Annotated in this window: 22 protein-coding genes; 7 read left to right on the top strand and 15 right to left on the bottom strand. The window is 62.8% G+C overall.

Annotation, left to right across the window (positions count from 1 at the left end):
• Positions 1 to 46: 46 nt before the first annotated feature.
• Positions 47 to 2,104 carry an excinuclease ABC subunit UvrC gene (uvrC, locus tag BCCGELA001_RS06530; protein WP_008544387.1) on the bottom strand — a complete coding sequence of 686 codons (2,058 nt, stop codon included), beginning with the start codon at positions 2,102 to 2,104 and terminating at the stop codon, positions 47 to 49.
• A gap of 247 nt (positions 2,105 to 2,351) precedes the next feature.
• Here uvrC and BCCGELA001_RS06535 point away from each other — a divergent pair, with 247 nt between their 5' ends.
• On the top strand, positions 2,352 to 2,972 hold the full coding sequence (locus BCCGELA001_RS06535; protein ID WP_060734880.1) for an outer membrane protein: 621 nt from the start codon (positions 2,352 to 2,354) through the stop codon (positions 2,970 to 2,972).
• Between the two features lie 65 nt (positions 2,973 to 3,037).
• Here the strand turns inward: BCCGELA001_RS06535 and BCCGELA001_RS06540 are convergent, their stop codons facing one another.
• The 11 genes from BCCGELA001_RS06540 to BCCGELA001_RS06590 all read right to left on the bottom strand — a co-directional run bounded on the left by BCCGELA001_RS06540 (position 3,038) and on the right by BCCGELA001_RS06590 (position 12,443).
• Positions 3,038 to 3,253, bottom strand: coding sequence for a cold-shock protein (locus tag BCCGELA001_RS06540; RefSeq protein WP_008544396.1), 216 nt, complete (start codon positions 3,251 to 3,253; stop codon positions 3,038 to 3,040).
• A 280-nt stretch (positions 3,254 to 3,533) separates the two neighbouring features.
• Positions 3,534 to 4,394: a 23S rRNA (adenine(2030)-N(6))-methyltransferase RlmJ gene (locus BCCGELA001_RS06545; protein WP_060734881.1), complete on the bottom strand. Its 861-nt coding sequence runs from the start codon at positions 4,392 to 4,394 to the stop codon at positions 3,534 to 3,536.
• 157 nt (positions 4,395 to 4,551) lie between these two features.
• Positions 4,552 to 5,256: a ribonuclease T2 family protein gene (locus BCCGELA001_RS06550; RefSeq protein WP_060734882.1), complete on the bottom strand. Its 705-nt coding sequence runs from the start codon at positions 5,254 to 5,256 to the stop codon at positions 4,552 to 4,554.
• Positions 5,257 to 5,359: 103 nt separating this feature from the next.
• Complete coding sequence (locus tag BCCGELA001_RS06555) at positions 5,360 to 5,821, bottom strand: hypothetical protein (RefSeq protein WP_008544399.1); 462 nt, start codon at positions 5,819 to 5,821, stop codon at positions 5,360 to 5,362.
• A 168-nt stretch (positions 5,822 to 5,989) separates the two neighbouring features.
• Entirely contained in the window at positions 5,990 to 6,730 is a 741-nt protein-coding gene (locus BCCGELA001_RS06560) for a hypothetical protein (RefSeq protein ID WP_060734883.1), read from the bottom strand.
• A gap of 967 nt (positions 6,731 to 7,697) precedes the next feature.
• Positions 7,698 to 9,308, bottom strand: coding sequence for a caspase family protein (locus tag BCCGELA001_RS06565; protein WP_083543308.1), 1,611 nt, complete (start codon positions 9,306 to 9,308; stop codon positions 7,698 to 7,700).
• Positions 9,274 to 10,164: a DUF1353 domain-containing protein gene (locus BCCGELA001_RS06570; RefSeq protein ID WP_008544410.1), complete on the bottom strand. Its 891-nt coding sequence runs from the start codon at positions 10,162 to 10,164 to the stop codon at positions 9,274 to 9,276. The genes BCCGELA001_RS06565 and BCCGELA001_RS06570 overlap by 35 nt, the downstream gene beginning before the upstream one ends.
• 260 nt (positions 10,165 to 10,424) lie before the next feature.
• Complete coding sequence (locus BCCGELA001_RS06575) at positions 10,425 to 10,718, bottom strand: hypothetical protein (protein WP_060734886.1); 294 nt, start codon at positions 10,716 to 10,718, stop codon at positions 10,425 to 10,427.
• A 92-nt stretch (positions 10,719 to 10,810) separates the two neighbouring features.
• The gene (locus tag BCCGELA001_RS06580; protein ID WP_008544415.1) at positions 10,811 to 11,104 is read right to left on the bottom strand and encodes a hypothetical protein; all 294 of its coding nucleotides are present in this window, start codon (positions 11,102 to 11,104) and stop codon (positions 10,811 to 10,813) included.
• Entirely contained in the window at positions 11,094 to 11,393 is a 300-nt protein-coding gene (locus tag BCCGELA001_RS06585) for a hypothetical protein (protein WP_008544416.1), read from the bottom strand. The genes BCCGELA001_RS06580 and BCCGELA001_RS06585 overlap by 11 nt, the downstream gene beginning before the upstream one ends.
• A gap of 408 nt (positions 11,394 to 11,801) precedes the next feature.
• Positions 11,802 to 12,443, bottom strand: coding sequence for a recombinase family protein (locus tag BCCGELA001_RS06590; RefSeq protein ID WP_008544417.1), 642 nt, complete (start codon positions 12,441 to 12,443; stop codon positions 11,802 to 11,804).
• Between the two features lie 83 nt (positions 12,444 to 12,526).
• Here BCCGELA001_RS06590 and BCCGELA001_RS06595 point away from each other — a divergent pair, with 83 nt between their 5' ends.
• The 3 genes from BCCGELA001_RS06595 to BCCGELA001_RS06605 all read left to right on the top strand — a co-directional run bounded on the left by BCCGELA001_RS06595 (position 12,527) and on the right by BCCGELA001_RS06605 (position 13,951).
• Positions 12,527 to 12,916 carry a hypothetical protein gene (locus BCCGELA001_RS06595; RefSeq protein WP_008544419.1) on the top strand — a complete coding sequence of 130 codons (390 nt, stop codon included), beginning with the start codon at positions 12,527 to 12,529 and terminating at the stop codon, positions 12,914 to 12,916.
• 161 nt (positions 12,917 to 13,077) lie between these two features.
• Positions 13,078 to 13,377 (top strand): hypothetical protein, encoded by a 300-nt coding sequence (locus BCCGELA001_RS06600; protein WP_060734888.1) that lies wholly within the window; start codon positions 13,078 to 13,080, stop codon positions 13,375 to 13,377.
• 43 nt (positions 13,378 to 13,420) lie between these two features.
• Positions 13,421 to 13,951 carry a DUF3617 domain-containing protein gene (locus tag BCCGELA001_RS06605; protein ID WP_008544424.1) on the top strand — a complete coding sequence of 177 codons (531 nt, stop codon included), beginning with the start codon at positions 13,421 to 13,423 and terminating at the stop codon, positions 13,949 to 13,951.
• Positions 13,952 to 13,961: 10 nt separating this feature from the next.
• On the opposite strand, the gene BCCGELA001_RS06610 is transcribed toward BCCGELA001_RS06605, so the two are convergent.
• Genes BCCGELA001_RS06610 through BCCGELA001_RS06620 form a run of 3 tightly spaced genes read right to left on the bottom strand, consistent with a single transcriptional unit; the run spans position 13,962 to position 16,641 of the window.
• On the bottom strand, positions 13,962 to 15,350 hold the full coding sequence (locus BCCGELA001_RS06610; RefSeq protein ID WP_008544426.1) for an ATP-binding protein: 1,389 nt from the start codon (positions 15,348 to 15,350) through the stop codon (positions 13,962 to 13,964).
• Positions 15,351 to 15,370: 20 nt separating this feature from the next.
• Positions 15,371 to 16,102, bottom strand: a complete 732-nt coding sequence (locus BCCGELA001_RS06615) for a response regulator (protein WP_008544428.1) — start codon at positions 16,100 to 16,102, stop codon at positions 15,371 to 15,373.
• Positions 16,099 to 16,641, bottom strand: a complete 543-nt coding sequence (locus BCCGELA001_RS06620; protein ID WP_060734889.1) for a MarR family winged helix-turn-helix transcriptional regulator — start codon at positions 16,639 to 16,641, stop codon at positions 16,099 to 16,101. Before BCCGELA001_RS06620 ends, BCCGELA001_RS06615 begins: the two co-directional genes overlap by 4 nt.
• Before the next feature lie 339 nt (positions 16,642 to 16,980).
• On the opposite strand from BCCGELA001_RS06620, the gene BCCGELA001_RS06625 reads away from it, so the two are divergent.
• The 3 genes from BCCGELA001_RS06625 (at position 16,981) to hisS (ending at position 20,565) form a co-directional block, all read left to right on the top strand.
• Positions 16,981 to 18,063 carry a branched-chain amino acid aminotransferase gene (locus BCCGELA001_RS06625; protein ID WP_060734890.1) on the top strand — a complete coding sequence of 361 codons (1,083 nt, stop codon included), beginning with the start codon at positions 16,981 to 16,983 and terminating at the stop codon, positions 18,061 to 18,063.
• Positions 18,064 to 18,315: 252 nt separating this feature from the next.
• A complete protein-coding gene (locus BCCGELA001_RS06630; RefSeq protein ID WP_060734891.1) occupies positions 18,316 to 18,840 on the top strand; it encodes a YegJ family protein in 525 nt (174 codons plus the stop codon).
• 204 nt (positions 18,841 to 19,044) lie between these two features.
• Positions 19,045 to 20,565: a histidine--tRNA ligase gene (gene hisS / locus BCCGELA001_RS06635; RefSeq protein WP_060734892.1), complete on the top strand. Its 1,521-nt coding sequence runs from the start codon at positions 19,045 to 19,047 to the stop codon at positions 20,563 to 20,565.
• Positions 20,566 to 20,604 lie beyond the last annotated feature (39 nt).

Consider the following 20,604-nt stretch of genomic DNA (forward strand, 5'->3'; position numbering starts at 1 on the left):
ATGAGGTGCGGTCACGACGATCATATGACTGCGGTCCCCCTTTAGTTCATCCCGGCTGGGGATGGAAATACTCGAAAATTCTGCGCGCGCTCTCGGCGCTCACCCCCGGAACCTTGCCGAGATCGGCGATCGAGGCCCGTTCGATCTCCTTCAGGGTTCCGAAATGGTGCAGCAAGGCACGTTTGCGTGACGGGCCGATGCCCGGAATCTCCTGCAAACCGGCCTCGCGGATGTCCTTCTTGCGCAGCTTGCGGTGCGAGCCGATGACGAAGCGGTGGGCCTCGTCGCGCAGCCGCTGGATGAAATAGAGCACGGGATCGCGCGGCTCCAGCTTGATGGCCTCGCGCTCCGGCATGAACAGGGTCTCGCGGCCGGCATCCCGGTCCGGGCCCTTGGCGACCGACATCAGCGACACCTGGGTCAGGCCGAGATTTGCAAAGATCTCGCGCACGGCGTTGAGCTGGCCGCGACCGCCGTCGATGATGACGAGGTCGGGCCATTGCGGGAAGTCGTCGTCCTTGGCTTTGGTCGCCCCTTCCTCGGGCGGGTTGATCAGGCGTTTGAAGCGGCGCTCCAGCACCTCGCGCATCATGGCGAAGTCGTCGCCGGGCGTGATCCCTTCCGACTTGATGTTGAACTTGCGGTACTGGTTCTTCACGAACCCATCGGGGCCGGCGACGATCATGGCGCCGACCGCGTTGGTGCCTTGGATGTGGCTGTTGTCGTAGACCTCGATGCGCTTGGGCGCATGCGGCAGGTTCAACGTCGCAGCGATGGCTTCCAGCAGGCGGCTCTGCGTCGCGGTGTCCGCGAGCTTGCGGCCCAGCGCCTCGCGCGCATTGGTCAGTGCGTGAGCGACGAGCTCCTTCTTCTCGCCGCGCTTGGGCGCGGTGACCTCGACCTTGCGGCCGGCCTTGATCGACAGCGCATTGGCGAGCAGCTCGCATTCCTCGATCTCGTGCGAGAGCAGGATGTTCTTCGGCGGCGGCTTGTCGTCGTAGAATTGGGCGAGGAAGGACCCCAGCACTTCCTCCGGCGTGTACGTCTTCTCCGCCCGCGGAAAATAGGCGCGGTTGCCCCAGTTCTGTCCGGTGCGGAAGAAGAACACCTCGACGCAGGAGAAGCCGCCTTCCTGGTGGATGGCGAACACGTCGGCTTCCTCGACCGTGCGCGGATTGATGCCCTGCTGCGACTGGATCGCCGACAGCGCAGCGAGGCGGTCGCGGTAAAGCGCCGCACGCTCGAACTCGAGTTCGCCGGATGCCTTCTCCATTTCGCCGGCAAGCTCCTGCTTCACCGCATGGCTCCTTCCGGACAGGAAGTCGGTCGCCTCGCGCACCAGCGTCGTATAGCCGCCAAAGTCGATCTCGCGCGTGCAGGGGCCGGCGCAGCGGCGGATCTGGTAGAGCAGGCACGGCCGGGTGCGGCTCTCGAAGAAAGAATCGGTGCAGGAGCGGATCAGGAAGGCCCGCTGAAGCGCGGTGATGGTCCGGTTCACCGCGCCCGCCGAGGCGAACGGGCCGAAATAGCGGCCCGGCCGAGTCTGCGCGCCGCGGTGCTTGAGGATCTGCGGCGCCCAATGGTCGCCGGTGATCAGGATGTAGGGAAACGACTTGTCGTCGCGCAGCTGCACGTTGAAGCGCGGCCGCAGCTGCTTGATGAGGTTGGCTTCCAGCAGCAGCGCTTCGGTCTCGGTGTTGGTCGAGACGATCTCCACGGTCACCGTGGCGGCGATCATGCGCAGGATGCGCGCCGGCTGCGGCGCACTCTGGCGCGCGTAATTGGACAGCCGCTTTTTGACGTTCTTGGCCTTGCCGACATAGAGCACGTCGGCATTCGCATTGAGCATGCGATAGACGCCGGGTGAGGTGGGCGCGAGCCTGACCGCGCGCTCGATCGCCTCATGACCGGTCGCCAGCGGGCCCTCACCGACGGCGCCGCTCTCTTCCAGAATGTCGGGCAGACGCGCATCGTCCTCGTCGTCGCCGGCGGAGGTGGCGGGATCGAAGTCCGGGGGGGCATCGGCCGGGACGTCTGACGCCGTGGCGCGCACGGGCTTGCGCACGCCTGCGTCGTCCGGATTGTCAGGGGAATCGTGAACCATGGTGTGAATTTAGGCGCTGGGGGTGCCGATTTGAAGTTCCGGCCGTGGCGCACGCACAGGATGGCGGCGCAGTTCCCGGTAACGCTTGCTTAAGCCTGTTAACAGCGCGGTAACCCCGCTTAACAGCCCTTTAACTTAAAACTCTCGATAAATCTTACGCGAAAAAGTGGTGGTTCCGTAACCATGCGGTCTGGCCTCGCGCGGCGGCGCGGGCATCGCGGGGACGGCAGTTGCGTTGGAGTGTGTGATGAAGAGGCTCGTTGTGGGCGCAGCCGCGTTGGTTGCAGCCGGCTGGACAGCTTCGGCAGGGGCCGCCGATCTCTATGGGCAGCGTGCGCCCTATACCGTCAATCAGCCGCTCAATGCGTATAGCTGGGCCGGTCCTTATCTCGGCGGCAACATCGGCTACGAGTGGGGGTCCGTCAGCAACAGTCCGGTCAAACCCTCGGGCTTCGTCGGCGGCGTGCAGGCCGGTTACAACTTCCAGAACGGCCCGTTCGTGTTCGGCGTCGAAGGCGACATCCAGGCCGCGGGTGCCGACGATACCTTCGCGCCGTGGAAGTTCTCCAATCCGTGGTTCGGCACTCTGCGCGGCCGCGCCGGCTATTCCTTCAACAACGTGCTGTTCTACGGCACCGCCGGCCTCGCCTTCGGCGAGTTGCGCGCGCAGACCTTCGGCTGGACGGAATCTCACACCACCGTTGGCTGGACCATCGGTGCCGGCGCGGAAGTTGGCCTGACGTCGAACTGGAGCGCCAAGCTCGAATATCTCTACTTCGATCTGTCGACCAGCCAGTTCGCAATTACGGGCGTGTCAAACGGCTATAGCGCCAGCGTTGTACGCGCAGGCGTGAACTATCGTTTCTGATAGCTGAAGAAGAAAATACCGGACCAGACTCCCGGCCGCTCGCGGCCGGGATTTTTTTCGTCAGGCTAGGACAGAATCACCAAATTGACCGCTTTGGGTCCCTTGCCCTTCTTGTCCGGTTCGACTTCGAATGTAATGCGCTGTCCTTCGGCAAGATCCTTCAGTCCCGCCCGCTCAACAGCTGTAATATGTACGAAGACGTCACGACCACCGTCGTCCGGCTTGATGAAACCGTAGCCGCGCTCGCCGTTGAAAAACTTGACCGTTCCCGTCATGGCCATCGGGAAACTCCCCCTCATTGCTCCTCCGTCGCGACGCAGACTCACGTCTCGACATGACCGGGCCTTACGAAGCCCGGGAGAGCTGGCCATCCTTGGGCGGACCTCGTCGGTCCGGCCGGATCTTTCTTAGGCCTTCACTCCGCCGCAACCATTCGCGGAAGCGGAACGTAAAGCCAGTCACGGAAACAGCATAATACGGTTCGCTGCAGATTGACTACCGCTCCTGCATATTTTTCCCAAGAATGCCGGAGTGTTACGGCTTTGGCTTCAAGGCTTGGCTTCAAGGCTTGGGCACCTCCAATCGGAATCTGGCAGCGCCGCCCTGGCCGAGCGGCATTTCGAGCTCGGGCAGGATCGTCTTGAGCTCGCCGTGCAGCGTGTAGGGCGGGTTGACGATCAGAAGGCCCGTGGAGGTGAGGGCGGTGCTGTCTGCTTGCGGTGCGACGCTGAATTCGAGGCGCAGGCATTTTCCGGGCGGCTTTGCTGCGGCTGCGAGCTGCGCCACGGTTTGCACCAGCGTGTCGGTGGCGCGGCGGTTCTTGGCCGGATACCAGATTACGTAGATACCGGTCGGCCATTTCGCGAAGGCCGCCGCGAAGGCTTCGCCGAGCCGCTCGAACTCGTCCTTGGCCTCGAACGGCGGGTCGATCAGCACGAGCCCGCGCCGCTCTTTCGGCGGCACGAAGGCCGGCAGCGCCGTCCAGCCGTCGAGATCGACCACGCGAGCCTGTTCGTCGCGGCGCAGCACGTCGATCAATGCCTTGCGCGCCTTCGGCTCGAGCTCGCAGGCGACGAGACGGTCCTGCGGCCGGAGCAGGCCGCGCGCGATCAGCGGCGAACCCGGATAAGCCCTAAGCTCGCCCTTCGGATTGAAGGCACGGACGATGTCGAGATAGGGCTTGGTCAGCGCCGCAGTCTCGTTCGACAGCCGCGCCTGCATCAGCCGCGCAATGCCGGTCAGCCATTCGCCGCCGCGGCGGGCCTCGTCGCTGTCGAGGTCGTAGAGGCCGGCGCCGGCATGGGTGTCGAGGACGCGGAACGCCGCCGGCTTATCCTGCAAGTAAGTGAGGATGCGCGCCAGCACGATGTGCTTGATGACATCGGTGAAGCTGCCGGCGTGGAAGGCGTGGCGGTAATTCATGGGACAGGACTGCGTTGTCTGGCGCTATCCTACCCCTTGTCATTGCGAGCGCAGCGAAGCAATCCAGAATCTATCGGCGGAAGTTTCGTCGCCAGCGCAAAATTGCTTCGCAATTTTGTCGCGGGCTCCTCGCCATGACGGAGGCTGGAGGAACGAACTACCCGCCCCTGATCGGCGGCATCGTCACCTGATCGCGGCGGCAGGCGCGGCGCTCGAGCTCGTCGCAGGCGCGGAATTGCAGGTCCTTGCTGAGGCAGATGCGGACCTCGGAGAGCCGTGTCCGGTTGCAGGTGACCGAGACGGCGGCATTGCTCAGGCCGGGATTGGCCTTGACGAAGGCCTCCTCGACCTCCGCCGGCGCCACCGTCTTGGCCTGCGACAAATCGAGATATTCGGCCGGAATCTTGATCGCGGCGCGCGCTTTGCGGATCGTCTCGAAATAGCCGCGGCCCTCGAGCCCGGAGCAGGTGCCGTGCTTGTCCCATTCGTTGAAGATCAGGCCCGGCGCCGGCATCAGGTCGAGCATCGAGGAGACGATGCTGCGGTTCAGCCGAGGTGCCGGCCGCTGGCAATATTCGGGGAAGCCGTTTTCATATTGAGGCCACAGCCCGTGCACCACGAAGGCGTAGGGGCGACCGCCGCACTGCATGTGCGAGCGGCCGCCGCGCTCGGCAGCTTCCTCGCAGAAGGAGGGCGACCATGACAGCGCCAGCACATAGAAATCGAACTCGCCCGGCGCGTTCTGCCGCTTGTCCTGGGCTCTTGCGTCACCTGCGAACGAGCCGAGGCCAGCGACAACGAGCAGGGACAAGGTCAGCGAGATCACCAGCCGGGAGAACGAATGCAATCTGGAATGAAACATGACGACGCCCCTCAACTAGACTGTGCGAGGAGCCTAGCAGGCGACAGGAACATTTCAAGAACAAAATTGATGCGACCGTCGCTTAGCGGCCGGATCGGTCAGATCAGGGCTTTGCGGCCCGGCAGGCCGGATTGTAGGCCCAGTTGCGGTCGACGCCGACAACGCACCATTCGACACCATTGCCATAGCCGGCAAAGCCGCCATCCTCGATCACCGAGAAGTGCACCTTGCGCACCTTGCCGTCATTGAGCATCGCCTCGCCAGTGCAGTACCGGCGCGGAATGTTGTCGGACTGCCAGGGGCGGAATGCGACCTCGCGAACGGCGGAGAAGCCGGTAATCTTCAGCGAGGAATTCCAGAACGTGCTTTCCTTTTCCCAGAACTGGGTGGCGATCGTCGGCAGCGCCCGGTCGCAATCGGCCACGGCGCCGTCGTAGCGCGGTCCGCTGAGCCAGAAATTCAGCTCCAGCGGATTGGCGGCCCTGGCCTCGCCGAGCGACAGCGCCCCGAACATGAGGCCGAGCAGAGCGGCAAAGCGGATCGATTTCAGGGACGGGGCGCGCATGATCAGTCCAGACGGTTGAAGTCTTGCGGAAACCGGACGGTGCCGCGAAGGCCGGGGGAGGTCAAGTGCAGGGATATCACACCAGAGAGGAAACCTCGTTTGCCTCGGGCGCTGGAAGGCGGCGGCCTGAGATCGACCAGCCTGCGGTCGATGCGGTCGTGACTTGGCCTATTGGAGCATGAGCCGCTTGAGGCCGCCCGAGAGAGCCTGCATGGGCACAATCTCCGCCACTTGCAGAAGCAGGGAGACGTCGCTGGGGTCGAGACCTTTATCATGCACGGCCCATCTGTCCGTCCTTACGTCTTCCCGGTGAACGAGGTCCGAGAAAGCCACGTACTTGGAGGAGACCGAGATGTGATGCGGGGCGACCTCGTTGAGCAACAGCATGCTGCCATCGAACTCCGTCACGGCGAAGTCGAACTTGTGCCGCTTGCTCTGGCCCGCAACCTCATAGTCAACCGCGATGGTTGTCGGGGGCACCGTCTCTTTCAGGACCCGCAGGATTTTGTCTTTCAGCACGGTTTCCGTCGCGGTCATCATCCGGTCAACAGCGGCATGCGCGGCAGCGGCTGACGCATTGGCGACGGCGAGAATTGCCGATCCCAACCAGTCAACGCTCCGAACCTCGACGGTGAGCGCGTTGTTGGAAAGCTGGAGCCGGTATAGTTGCACTTGCTTGGTCAACATCCGCGAGATCAGATTATCGTCCCGCCCATGGGTCCAAGCCGATCGGGCGGCGCCGCCGCCATCGTGGACTCGAAAGCCGCCCCCGAACCTCACGACGAATACGTTCACGGGGTCAAAAGAAGGATACAGGCAATGCGTCGTCACCCGCGAACCGTGCTCGGTCTCGGTGCACATCTCAAAGGCGGAAAGTGCCGCCCTGATATCGTCGCAGGCATTGCTCACGGGAACAGCTCACCCTGTGGCGGGACATCGAAATGTCGCTGATCAGGCGCTATCGACAAGTTAACACGGTCTGCTAGCCAAAGCATCGCCTGAGGGAGCTTTCGCACCTGTGGCGGAAGCGGTTCCCGGGGATGCGGCCGAACCCCGCGCTCTCTACATAACTACGGTTAAACGCCCAAGGATGCCAGTGGGGTCCGCAAACGCGTGGCGGCAGTCCATAGATGCCAGCATCAGGGGGATTGGGCTTGCACTCGTCTTGAGGGACTAGGTCGAGCCGCGTGATCAGACTTCCCTTATAAATCAGCGAGATGCTGGGAAATTGGGGTTTGTTAATGGGGCAACGAAAGCGAAACTGCGCCCGGACGATCCCGACCGAATCCGCGATGTTCCAGATGGCCGATAGCTCCCCGGGTAACCGGGCTCCCATTGGGGTGAGGCCCCCTCAAGGTCTTGAAGGGTCTTCTGCTCGGCAATAAAGGCGTCGATCTCGGCAATATCCATCGTGCGTCCCAGCGGTTGCACAGCGTAACCTCGGGAAACGATAGATGGCAAACGACTGCAAGGGGGCAACGCACGGCTTGGGCTTGCCCTTCGCCCAATCCACAGGCAGTGATCTCCCCACCTGTGGAAGGGCACTTCACGCCCGCCTCGTCGCAACCTGATCGCAGACCACCGCACGACGGCGGTCTATCCTCGCTCGGCGGCATCGGCTGATGAGCGACACGGATGATCGCCACAGGTCGAGAAGCGTAGGCACCCACCTGCTACCGCGAAGAAGACATTTCGGATTGGATTCGCGGTCGGAAAGACGCTGGCGCTTGGGGGCGGGCGCTCTGCCTGGTCGGGGCGAACAAGCCCTTCGGCGAGCGGTGGACTGCCGAGCGATCGACGACCAGATCAGGTGTTGCGATGTGATGAGTTGTGACGCTGCGAAGTGGCTTCAAGCACTCCGCTCCACCCGACCAAATCAATAGCGTGAAAGTGCGTGAAGTAAGAACAAGGCAAACAGCAGCAGCGATCCTATTTGAACAGCGATGCTTACCCGCTTCCAGAACCCACCCGATTCGGCGTCACGCTCCGGCTCTGTCAACTTCGCCAGTTTCTCCGTCTCGTCTCGCTGGTGTTCTTCGGCCTCATGTGCCTCACGCTTCAGCGATGCCAACTTCGCCCATTTTTCCGCCTCGCCTCTCTGGCGCCCTTCGGGGTCTCTTGCCTCAACCGCTAGCTCCGTCCAGTTTTGCCAACCCTCCGTATTGCTTATCCCGCTTTTTCTCGCAACGCGTCCGGTTAGCTTTGTATACATCGACTTAGCCTCTTCGACGTGTTCGCCATCGGCAAACTCATCGATGAAGCGGTGGAGGGATAATGCATCAGGCTGCAGCAGTAGTAACTCCCATCGTGCCGCCTCGCGCTGACGGGACTGTTCGACTCTGCGTGCCTCTTCGGCCCGATATTCGAGCTTCGTCAGCATCGACTTCGCTTCTGCGGCATGTGGCCCATCCGCAAACTCATCGAGGAAGTCCCGCAAGGAAGTGGCATTAGGGCTTTGCGCTAGCGATGCCCAGACGACAGCTTCCAGTCTTCTCCGCGCCCTAGCGGCAGCCTTAATGTCCGGCTCGGCAGTACGCCGCTGTTCCTCGGCCTCAGGAGCTTGCTGCCTCGTCACCTCCCCTTTGGGCTTTGGTGGCGGTGACGGCACCGCCTCCTTTGGCGCAGTGGGCAACTCGCAAAATCGAAAGTGCTCTTGCAAGTTCGATTGGAGCCAGGGCTGCTGCCTGTTGCCTGTCACGCTGCGCACATCGCGGCTAACGTCGGTCATTACGTCATAGATCGAGATGCCGGGCGTTGTCATATATTTGGTCAAGGCTGCCGTGAAAGGACTATTCGGGCCGTAACCGTCTTGGGCTATGTTGTCCGGCGCAGTCGCGAACGCAATGAACGTGCCCGATGGGGCACGCACCTCAGCGAGACCCGAGCGCGTAAACGAGCGACTGCGTTCGTTATCTGGCAGGCCTGCAAGCAGCGATCGCGCAAACGGATTCTCTCGGCACGCATCGAGAAAGACGAGAGTTGACGTGCGCACGCTCCCCATGATGTCGAGTATTTCGGTAAGGGAGACAGCGCGGCGTCGCAGGTGACTTTCTTGGCGGATGTCCGCATCGACAGGTATTAAATAATTGGTGCCTTTCACCTGCAGGCCGTGACCTGCGAAGAAGAGCAGAGCCACGTCGGAGTCACGAAGTTTCGCCTCGAAGGTGTCGATAGCATTCTCCATAGCCTCGCGACCAACGTCGCACGCAACCATGACGTCAAAAGCTGGGTATACAGTCCTCAGCTTAGCCGCAATGAGTTCGGCGTCGTTGCGTGGGTTTTTGAGTGGCGCACTTGGATAGGCCGAGTTACCAATCACGAGAGCAAGGCGTCGCTGACCTTCGCCCGACGGGGCCGACGGCGGGGACCCTTCGTAGGATTTACCACGCTCTACCATTTGTATCCCAAAAAAAGGGATTGGAAACACGTTACTTAGAGTTGCAATCAAGTTGTCAGGCAAATACGTCCGGCTGCTTCCGCCATTCATCCCATGTCATAGTCGGGCCATTAGGGAACCGCTTCACAACGCGCTTTCCTCCTCTAGCCTTCTCAGCGGCGTTCTCTTTCCAAGCGCTGCTACCAAACACACGCACGCCGGCCCAGATCAAATTGCGCGTGATAGAATCGACATCCATTTCAACCATGGCTCGATCAAACACGCGATCTGCCACCTCGCGGCTGCATTGTTGTTCCCAATAGAGGTAATCGTGATAGATGGCGGCGTTGCCATAGCGGCCAGTCTTTTGGAGCACGGCCCAGAGGTAGTTGGGGACTGAGGCAAGGTCTGTCACAAAGCCTTGGGGCACATCCACGCGCACGACGCCAGGTCCATCAGATGCATCTGGCAACCAGCCGATTGCCCTATACACGACCCACCAGTTCTGATCGCCAAACGGAAGCAGGATAGTTGCGCCACCATGAAAGGTGCGGGCGCTCGGGTTGGTGGGACCGCCCCGGTTTGCTGAGTACGACGCCACCCATTGGCGTTTGTCGCTGCTACCATCGCCACTGCGATCGTGAGTTGGCCTACCGAAGCTATCGGGCAATAGCTTGTTCAGCACGCGCGCGATGAGCCCTAGCCGCTTCTCGGGATCAAGGCGAGGATACGCGGACATCAACTCGTCGTTGTTGACGAGGGTCGCCGGTAGAACTGCGCGATCCTCTCGGGCACGCCAGATTTCGAGCGCCAATTGCGCGCACTGTACAAGAAATCCACCGATTGCCATTGCCTCGGTGATGCCGAAGGTGCGGGTACGACCGTCTGAAGCCGGTCCATCAAGCGATGCCAGCACTTCTGGTCCGAGGTCGGCTGCAACAGCGCGAGCGAGGTCCTTCTCATTCACGGAATATCTCCCGCAATAGAGAGGCATTGATCTCTACTATGATCTGGGGTTGTGCAGGAGACAAGGAGACACGATGCCGCTTAAGGCTCGGCGGCGCGCTATCCTGCGCCAAACGGCAGGCGGCCTGTCCTTTTCCAACGCCGACAACGATTCAACGCAAGCTGAACCACGCGGCGCGATCGTGCGCGGCAGGCCGTAGCCGCCACTCCAGACAAATCGGAAACACCGCCGGAGTGATCATCTCCGGCGGCCCCATAGTCTCAACTTTGTGCCGGTGGACCTTTGAACGCCGCCGCCATGTGATCCAGATGCTGCATGGCCTGAAACCGGGCCACCTCCCGCATCATGGTATTGGGCTCGTCATGCGAGTCCCCTGTGGCTGGTCCGGCGTTGTTCAACGCGTCGTCAACAAATTCATTCATAACCGAAATCAAGTCTTCCCGCTTCGGCGGCGGTACAAACATAAACACGGCCTGCAACGCCGCCCTTGCCAGAAGGCTCGCAGCCAAAGCTTCGCCGCGCGCTACCGCAATATTTTTCTCAAGTGCGTTCATTGTTCCCCCGGGTGTCAGTCGGCGCATGGTTCAATTGAAGGCGACAAGACGTAAGTGCGGCCAGTATTCGACAGTCTGCCTTCGCCCTCGGCTCATTTGCTGCCGAAATAGTAGCCGATGACCAAAGTCAAGATCGGCAGGATAGCCACCTTTACGACCTCCGATAGATCATTGAAGATCGGCTCGCCCTCGTACATGCCAACAAAGAAAACGAGATACATAACCGTGAGTGCGATCGAGGCCACATAGAGCCCGACTACAGCGTAGACGATGAACGACCGATCTTTGCCCTGCCGTTGAACCTCCAAAGCACGCACGGCCGTGTTAAAATCCCGGGGGAAGTCATTCACCCTTTGCAATTGGGCTTCGATTTCATCAGGATTCATTTGGGCCTGCCGGACGAGACGACGAGACGATCTCCAATACCGCGCTCGACGTGTGAGCTGTGTTCGAGGCAAGCATCTGCGCAACCTTGAGCAAGGCTTCCTTCGCTTCCTTCAGCTCCGGATTGGTATCCGACGATTTCTTCAGGGCCTCATCTATCTTTCGCGCCTGCGCAAGTGCCTCCTCCGCCGCCTGCTTCTGTGCGTTCAAGTCCCGAGTCAGCACCTCCCTCAACGCGGTAGAAGAGCCGACAACGAGCGGAGCGGCCTCCAAGTTATGGATTGCGGGCATCCTGTTTCCTTTCGAGCTTACCGACAGTACCACAGTTGAAATGGTGGGCGAGGCTCTACCATGCCAGCCCTTTGGAGCATGTCCAGTGTTGCCTCGCCATTCCCGGGCCAGCGGGAGGCCGTAGGGAGGCCATCCGCGTGTGCGCCGTGGTGGGCCTGCACTCCGGATCATGCAGGCAGGCGCCACGCGGCGCGATCTGACGGGCTGTTCGTCGACGACTGGCACCCCAAGGACATCTCGACCGCTTGGAGGCGCTGCAAGACGCAGAACCATGCTCGCAAAATACTGAAAATAATTGTTGGGAAATGGAGATGCGGAGGCGGAGGGAGGTGAGGTCCCTTTTTCTTCAAAGCTCGAACCATTAGCGGCCCCCTAGGGGGGACGGCTCCCCTCCCGGAGGGCGGATCGTCAGCCCTTTGCCAGCCGCGTTTTCGCGCGCAGCACCGTCACCGCCGACCACGGCTTGCCGGTCGGGGTCTTGACGTTGCGTTCGTTGAGAGCGCGCGCGATGGCGCGAGCTGACTCGCCCTCAAGCTCCTCGAAGTGCGGCACCAATTCTTTTGCCCTCTCGACTGCGGCTTCCTTCTCCTGCCGCCCGTGCTCGCGGAGGCCGCCGAGCTTCTGGCCTCGGTCCTTGGCCGAGGCCAGCGCGGCCTTGGTGCGCTCCGAGATCATCGCACGCTCTTTCTCGGCAACAGCCGCGTAGACGTGGAGCATGAACGGATCAACATCCGGGCCAAGCTCCGAGACGATGAAGCGCACCTTGTGCTTCATCAGGCCCGCGATAAAGGCGACATCGCGAGACAGGCGATCGAGCTTGGCAACGATGACAGGTGCTTTGGCCTTGGCGGCGGCTCCCAGGGCCGCCTTGAGCTGCGGCCTGCGCTTGTCGTCGTCCTTGCCGGATTGGACTTCGGTAAACGTCTCGACGATCTTGAAGCCTTCCGCCTCTGCAAAGCGCGCAATGGCGGCCTGTTGAGCTTCGAGACCAAGGCCAGACTTGCCTTGCCTCTGAGTGCTGACGCGGATGTAGGCAATAGCGGGCTTCATCGTCGACTCCCTGAAACATCGCAACCGAGGCGAGGAAGAATGGCGCCGAAAGGGCTGCCGCTGAAAAGCAGCGCAATCGCCTTGTGGTGCAGATCGGGCGACTGGTTGATGCAATCACTGACAGCGATGAACCCGTGGGGCTGCTGGCCGATGCGCTCAAGAGCAAGGAGGCGGAGCGCGTTGCCCTAGAAGAACGCATCCGCATGCTCGGAGCCAACAACGTCGTTGAACTCCATCCGAAGGCCCTTGCGGTCTATCAGCAGAACATCGAGCGGCTGCATCAGCGCCTTCTGGACGGCCATGGCGATGTCGAGACCCGCATGGCGTTCCGGAACGTAATTGACACGATCGTGGTGCATTCGACGGGTTATCGCCAGCCGTATGAGATCACGCCCTATGCGAAATTCGCTGCCATTGGGGGCGTCTATCTTTTCCCGCCCCAGCGCTCTCAGGAAAAAAATCCTTTCATCTGAAGGGGTTACTTGCAGCGATAACGACAAACAGGAGAGGTCAAGTGCAGCGCGGCAACACTTCGCCAGGAGTTGACCGCAACGTCCCTGCCGAGGGGACTTCAGTTCTTTTCATGGCAATCACGGCACCGTAAACTGCGGACCAGCCAATTGGAGTGACGGTAATGCGAATCATTGCGGCCGCGGGTCTTCTCGCCAGCCTGGTTGTCTCGGGTCTGACGGCGAGCCAGTCGGCGCGCGCCGATTACGTGCCGCCGTTCAAGGGCAACGACACCGGCGGCATCATCGCCTATTCCATGGCGACCCAGGTCGATGCGCGGCAGGTCGCGGTCGATCACTGCGCGCGCTACGGCAAGGTCGTGAAATTCCTCGGCGTGCAGGCCTATGAGGGCGGCTACATCTCGTTCTCCTGCCGCTGGGTGCCCTATGGTGCCGCCGAGCGGCCGATCCGCACGCTGTACTGACGCGCCGTCGGTACGCCGCAACACTCAGCCGGGAGCCTTCTCCATGACGCGCAAACTCGCTTTGCTCGGCTCGGCCGCTTGTCTCGTATTGTCGGCAGGCAGCGCCAGCGCCGACGATCTTCCGGTGCGCAAGCCCGGCCTGTGGGAAATGAAGCTGGTCACATCAGGCTCGCCCGTGCCCGAGATGACCATGCAACATTGCACCGACGAGACCGTCGACAAGGAGATGAGCAACAACGTCTCCCCGATGGCCAAGCAGATCTGCGCCAAGCAGGAGATCAAGAAGACCGCGACCGGCTATGTCAGCGATTCCGAGTGCAGCGTCGCCGGCGTCAACACGACCTCGCATGCCGAGATCACCGGGGACTTCAATTCGGCCTACACGGTGAAGTCCTCATCGCATGCAAAAGGCGGCGTGGCCGGTGCGGCCGGCCGCGATACCACCGTAACGCTGCAAGCCAAATGGCTCGGGGCCTGCAAGCCGGACCAAAAGCCCGGCGACATCGTGATGCCCGGCGGCTTCAAGATGAACGTGCGCGACATGGACAAGCTGAAGGCGCTGCTGCCGAAGTAGGCTACGGCGCCTACACCGGAATCCGCACACTCGCCCTCAGTCCACCCATCGGGCTGTCGCCGAGCGTGATGTCGCCGCCATGCGAGCGGGCGATGTCGCGGGCGATCGCGAGGCCAAGGCCGGTGCCGCCTTCGTCCTGGTTGCGGGCATTGTCCAGCCGCAGAAACGGCTTGAACACCTCCTCGCGCAAATGCGCCGGGATACCCGGGCCGTCGTCATCGATCGTGACGGTGAGGTAACGGTGATCGCGCTGGCCGGTGATGGCGATGGCCTTGCCGTAGCGCGCGGCATTGGTGACGAGGTTGGCGAGGCAGCGCTTGAACGAGGCCGGCTTCACGGTCACTACCGGCAGGCCGTGGAACGCCACGGTCGCTGTGTGGCCGTGCCGCTCGGCATCGCTGCGCAATTCTTCCAGGGCCTGTGCCATGTCGGTCGGCTGCGACTGCTCGCCGGAATCGCCGCGGGCAAAGGCGAGGTAATCCTCCAGCATCATCGACATCTCGTCGACGTCCTTGCGCATGCCCTCGAGCTCGGGGCTGTCGCCGATCAGCGCCAGCTCGAGCTTGAAGCGGGTCAGGATGGTGCGCAGATCGTGGCTGACGCCTGCGAGCATCGCGGTGCGTTGCTCCATCGTGCGCTCGATGCGCGATTTCATTTCGAGGAAAGCGACCGAGGCGCGCCGCACCTCGCGCGCGCCTCGTGGGCGGAAGTTCGGCGCCTCGCGGCCCTTGCCAAAACTCTCGGCGGCATCCGCGAGCCGAAGGATCGGCTTGATCTGGTTGCGCAGGAACAGCACGGCGACGATCAGCAGGATCGAGGACGTGCCGACCATCCAGAACAGGAAGATCTCCGAGTTCGAGGCGTAGGCGGCGCTGCGCTGCGCGAACACGCGCATCACGGCGTCGTCGAGCTGGATGCGGATCTCGACCAGGTTGGAGCGGCCGACCGTGTCGATCCAGAATGAGCGGCCGATCTGGCGGCCGAGCTGCACCGACAGCGTCTGGTCGAGCAGCGAGAAGAACGGCTTCGGTCCCGGCGGCGGCATGTCGCCGGCGGGAAGAAAATCGACGACGAGGCCGAGCCGCTGCTGCGCGATGCGGCGGATCTGGTCGCGGTCCTTGTCCTGCGGATAGCCCTTGTAGACGTCGATCAACGCGGCGATGTCCTGCACCACAGCGGCCGACAGGCGGCGGGTGACCGTGTTCCAGTGCCGCTCCATGAACACGAAGGCGACGACCGATTGCAGGATCACCATCGGCACGATCATGATCAGCAGCGCGCGGGCATAGAGGCCGGTCGGCATCCAGCCCTTGAACGCATTGCCCATCCAGCCATTGGCGGCGGAGACGCGGCCGGCGGCGCTCTTCAGAAGCGTCAGGCCGGAATCGATCGTGCTCATCGGTCGCGCTTCATTGCGGTTTAGGGCGAGGCCACCAGCCGGTAGCCGATGCCGCGTACTGCCTGGAGGAACAGCGGGTTGGCGGGATCGGTCTCGATCTTGCGCCGGAGGCGGTTGATCTGCACGTCGACAGCGCGTTCGTTGACGCTGCCGTTGCCGGTCAGCGCGCTGCGCGGCACGGTCTCGCCCGGCGTCTCCGACAGGATGCGCAGCATCTCGCGCTCGCGATCGGTGAGGTGAATGACTTCCTCGCCCTGGCGCAGCTCGCCGCGATCGAGATGGTAGACGTAGGGGCCGAACGCGATCTTGTCCACGGTGGCCGCCTGCGGCGGCGGCGCGGCGCGCTTGAGGATGTTGTTGATGCGCAGCGCGAGCTCGCGCGGCTCGAACGGTTTTGCCACGTAATCGTCGGCGCCGATCTGCAAACCCTCGATGCGCGCTTCCGCCTCGTGCCGCGCCGTCAGCATCACGATCGGCACCGAGGACGAAGTGCGGATGAAGCGGGCGAGGTCGAAGCCGGTCTCGCCCGGCATCATGACGTCGAGGATCAGGAGGTCGAAGTGCAGGCCCATCAGCTTGGCGCGTGCATCGCTGGCGCTGGCGGCGGTCGAGACGCGGTAGCCTTCGCTGGCGAGGAAGCGCGAGAGCAGGTCGCGGATGCGGCGGTCGTCATCGACCAGCAACAGGTGCGGGGCGTCGTCGGCCGGGCGCGCCGGCGGGCGAGCGAGAGTGGCAGCGAGCGGCACGTTCACTCCTTGGCGTCCTTGTTGACGGAAGCGAAGATCGTCTCGAGCACCTTGTCCGGATCGTCGCGGTCGATCATCGCGCGCAGGAAGCGCTTGACGGTCTCGGCATCCTGCGGCGCCATCTCAGCGAGCGCTTTGGTGATGCGCGTGGTCTGAAGGCCGGCGAGCTTCTGCACGAGCGTCTCGCCTTTCGGCGTCGCATAGAGCAGGCGCTGACGGCGGTCATTGTCGCCAGTCTTCTGCACGATGTAGCCCTCGTCCAGGAGCTGCTTGAGCACGCGGCCGAGCGACTGTTTTGTGATGCGCAGGACGTCGAGGAGGTCGGCGACCTTGAGCCCGGGATAACGGTAGACGAAGTGCATGACGCGGTGATGGGCCCGGCCGAAGCCGAACGCCTCAAGCTCCTGGTCGGGATCGCCCACGAAATCGCGATAGGCGAAGAACAGCAGCTCAATGATATCCCAGCGCAAATTGCCTCCATCACCTGCCGCCGCCCTGGGCTCGACGGCGTCGTGTGAAGAGCTTGTGAAATTTATGTCAGGCATATTGACGTATCTTGGGTTCAATGTTACAAAACGATCAGCCCGCACGAAATTTTAGATCGTTTCGTGACGGGCGGCGTCGAAGCAGGGACGGCGGAAGGAGCCGGACAGGCGACGACGGCCGAAGCAGGTCTACCGTGCGATTGTCGAGCGGCATTTCGGCAAAACATACTGGACTTCCGCCTTCCGCAAAAGCATGTCCTCGGCGACATGCTGGCCACGGGAAACCGGCCGTAACAAGGCTGGCGGTTGTTCGGCCAGACACCTAATGAAGCCAGCCGGCCCGAAACAGGGCGGGCCGGCGCCAGAACAGCGCCGATACCGGCAGCGGGAGCCAAGGACATGACCATGACATTCGACATCCAGCCCGCATCCAATCCGACGCCGGAGAAGGACCGCGTCGCCAAGCTGGTCGATCCCGGCTTCGGACGGGTCTTCACCGACCACATGGCGATCGTCCGCTACAACCAGGCCAAGGGCGGCTGGTATGACGCGCGGATCGAGGCGCGCGCCAACTTCCAGCTCGATCCGGCCGGCGCCGTGCTGCACTACGCCCAGGAGATCTTTGAAGGCCTCAAGGCCTACAAGCGCGACGACGGCGGCGTGAACCTGTTCCGCCCCGACGCCAATGCACGACGCTTCAAGGACTCGGCGGATCGCATGGCGATGGCCCAGCTCCCCGAAGACGTCTTCATTGAGGCGGTCGAGCAGGTCGTGCGCATCGACCGCGCCTGGATGCCGGGCGGCGAAGGCAGCCTCTACTTGCGCCCCTTCATGATCGCGAGCGAGACCTTCCTCGGCGTCAAGCCGTCGTCCGAATACATCTTCGCAGTCATCGCCTCGCCGGTGGGCTCCTATTTCAAGGGCGGGCCTGCGCCGGTCTCGATCTGGGTGTCGGAGAACTACACGCGCGCCGCAATCGGCGGCACCGGCGCCGTCAAATGCGGCGGCAATTATGCCGCGAGCCTGCGTGCGCAGGCCGAAGCGATCCAGCACGGTTGCGACCAGGTCGTCTTCCTCGACGCGGTCGAGCGCCGCTACATCGAGGAGCTCGGCGGCATGAACGTCTTCTTCGTGTTCGATGACGGCTCGCTCTCGACGCCGCCGCTCGGCACCATCCTGCCCGGCATCACCCGCGATTCCATCATCGCGCTCGCGCGCGATGCCGGAAAGACCGTGCGCGAGGAGCCGTATACGCTCGACCAATGGCGCAAGGATGCGGCCTCCGGCAAGCTCAAGGAAGCGTTCGCCTGCGGCACCGCGGCTGTGATCTCGCCGATCGGCAAGGTGCGTTCGGTCAGCGGCGATTTCGAGATCGGCGGCGGAGCCGCCGGCCCGGTCGCCATGGGCCTGCGCAAGCAGCTCGTCGACATCCAGTACGGCCGCACCAACGATCCGCACAACTGGATCCGCAAGGTGCTTTGAGGCTTTCTTCCTTCTCCCCTTGTGGGAGAAGGTGGCGCGAAGCGCCGGATGAGGGGTTGGCTCCACGAGCTCGAATGTGAGTTGGACTCGCGGATAGAACCCCTCACCCGTCTCGCCGCTTTCGCGGCGAGCCACCCTCTCCCACAAGGGGAGAGGGGAAACGCGCATCGCTTGTGGTTTTTTGCGCACTGAACGTGCCGTTGCCGACATGCGACAAAGTCTGGACACATCAGACATCAGGACATCGCGATCATGGCCGCAAAGCTCTCCCACCCCATGAAATGGATCGCTCTCGCCGCGATCACCGGCGTCTGCGTCATCGGCATCCTGACCATCGGCCCCACGCACGAGGTTGTCGCGCAAGACCGCTCGCCGATCGTGACAGTGCCGACCGCCGATGCGGAGATGAATGCGGCGATCGAGCGGGGCCGCGCTACGCTGTCGACCTTCTGGAGCTCTTATGGATCGCCAAAGCCGTCGGAAGCCGGACACGCCCTGAAGGTCCGCTTCTCGACCCGCAAGGGCGGCGAGCACATCTGGGTTGGCGACGTGAAGAAGCAACCCGATGGGACCTTTAGCGGACTCTTGGCCAACGAGCCCCGCGACCTGCCGGGCAAGCGGGCCGGCGACAAAGTCGCGTTCGGCGAGGCTGACATCTCGGACTGGATGTTCACGCGCAACGGCAAGATCGTCGGCGGCGAAACCATCAAGCCGACCCTGAAGTCACTGCCAAAGGCGGATGCGGATGCCATCCGGGCCCGGATGGAGCAGCCATAGGCGGCTCAACCCTTTGTCGCACACTCCGTCATGCCAGCTTGTCCCGCCTGCGCGGCCGAAGCCGCTTCGGCGAGGCGTAGGCCCGGGCATCCACGTCTTTGCTGCCGTTGGCCTGCTACGTGGATGGCCGGGACGAGCCCGGCCATGACGGGTTCTGCGGATAGGCCGGTTGCCGCCTTGCGCCCCGGCTGGTAAACGCTGCGCATGGCCGAGAAATCCAAAAAACCCCAGAAACTGAAGGCTCGCCTGCCGCGCGGGCTCGAGGATCGCGATCCCGCCGCGATCCGGGCGACGCGCGAGATGGTCGAGAAGATCCGCGCCGTCTACGAGCTCTACGGGTTCGAGCCGGTGGAAACGCCGGCGATGGAATACACCGACGCGCTCGGCAAGTTCCTGCCCGATCAGGACCGTCCCAACGAAGGTGTGTTCTCGTTCCAGGACGACGACGAGCAGTGGATCAGCCTGCGCTACGATCTGACCGCGCCGCTGGCGCGCTATGTCGGCGAGCGTTACGGCACCGACGGCCTGGTTTTGCCCTATCGCAGCTATCGCGTGGGCTATGTCTTCCGCAACGAAAAGCCCGGCCCCGGCCGCTTCCGCCAGTTCATGCAGTTCGATGCCGACACCGTCGGTTCGGCAACACCGGCCGCGGATGCCGAGATCTGCATGATGGCCGCGGACACCATGGAGGCGCTTGGCATTGCGCGCGGCTCCTATGTCGTGAAGGTGAACAACCGCAAAGTGCTCGACGGTGTGCTGGAAGCCATCGGGCTCGGCGGCGAAGAGAACGCCGCCCGCAGGCTGACCGTGCTGCGCGCGATCGACAAGCTCGACAAGTTTTCCGCCGATGAAGTGCGCAAGCTGCTCGGTCCGGGACGATGGGACGGCGGCGAGGAAGGCAAGGGCGACTTCACCAAAGGCGCCAATCTCAGCGAAGCTGAGGCCGATGTCGTTCTCGCCATCACCAAGGCGCGAGAGGATTGGAAGGAAGCCATCGCCGCGGGAGAAACTTACCTCGCCAAGAGCGCGGTCGGGCAGGCCGGTGTCAGCGAGCTGGAAGAGATTGCAAAGCTGGTCACCGCGTCGGGCTACGGTGCGGATCGCATCAAGATCGATCCGTCCGTCGTGCGCGGCCTCGAATATTACACCGGCCCCGTCTACGAGGTCGAACTGCTGCTCGAGACCAAGGACGACAAAGGCCGCCCCGTGCGGTTCGGCTCGGTCGGCGGTGGTGGCCGCTATGACGGCCTCGTCTCGCGCTTCCGCGGCGAGCCGGTGCCGGCGACCGGTTTCTCGATCGGCGTGTCCCGGCTACAGGCCGCGCTGACGCTGCTCGGCAAGCTCGACACGCGGCCCGAATTCGGACCCGTCGTCGTCACCGTGTTCGACCGCGACCGCGTCGCCGACTATCAGAAGATGGTCGCATCCCTGCGCAGCGCCGGCATCCGCGCCGAGCTCTATCTGGGCAATCCCAAGAACATGGGCAACCAGCTCAAATATGCCGACCGCCGCAACTCACCTTGCGTCATCATCCAGGGTTCGGATGAAAAGACGCGCGGCGAAGTGCAGATCAAGGACCTGATCGAGGGTGCTAAGGCCGCGGCTGCGATCGCCTCCAACCAGGAATGGCGTGAGACCCGGCCGGCGCAGTTCTCGTGCAGTGAAGCCGATCTCGTCGCCAAGGTGCGCGAGGTCCTGGCGCGCCATGACGTAAAGTGGGGATAGCCATTCCGCCAAGCCGTCATGCCCGGGCTTGTCCCGGGC

The organism is Bradyrhizobium sp. CCGE-LA001, from assembly GCF_000296215.2.
In the GTDB taxonomy this organism is placed as follows: domain Bacteria; phylum Pseudomonadota; class Alphaproteobacteria; order Rhizobiales; family Xanthobacteraceae; genus Bradyrhizobium.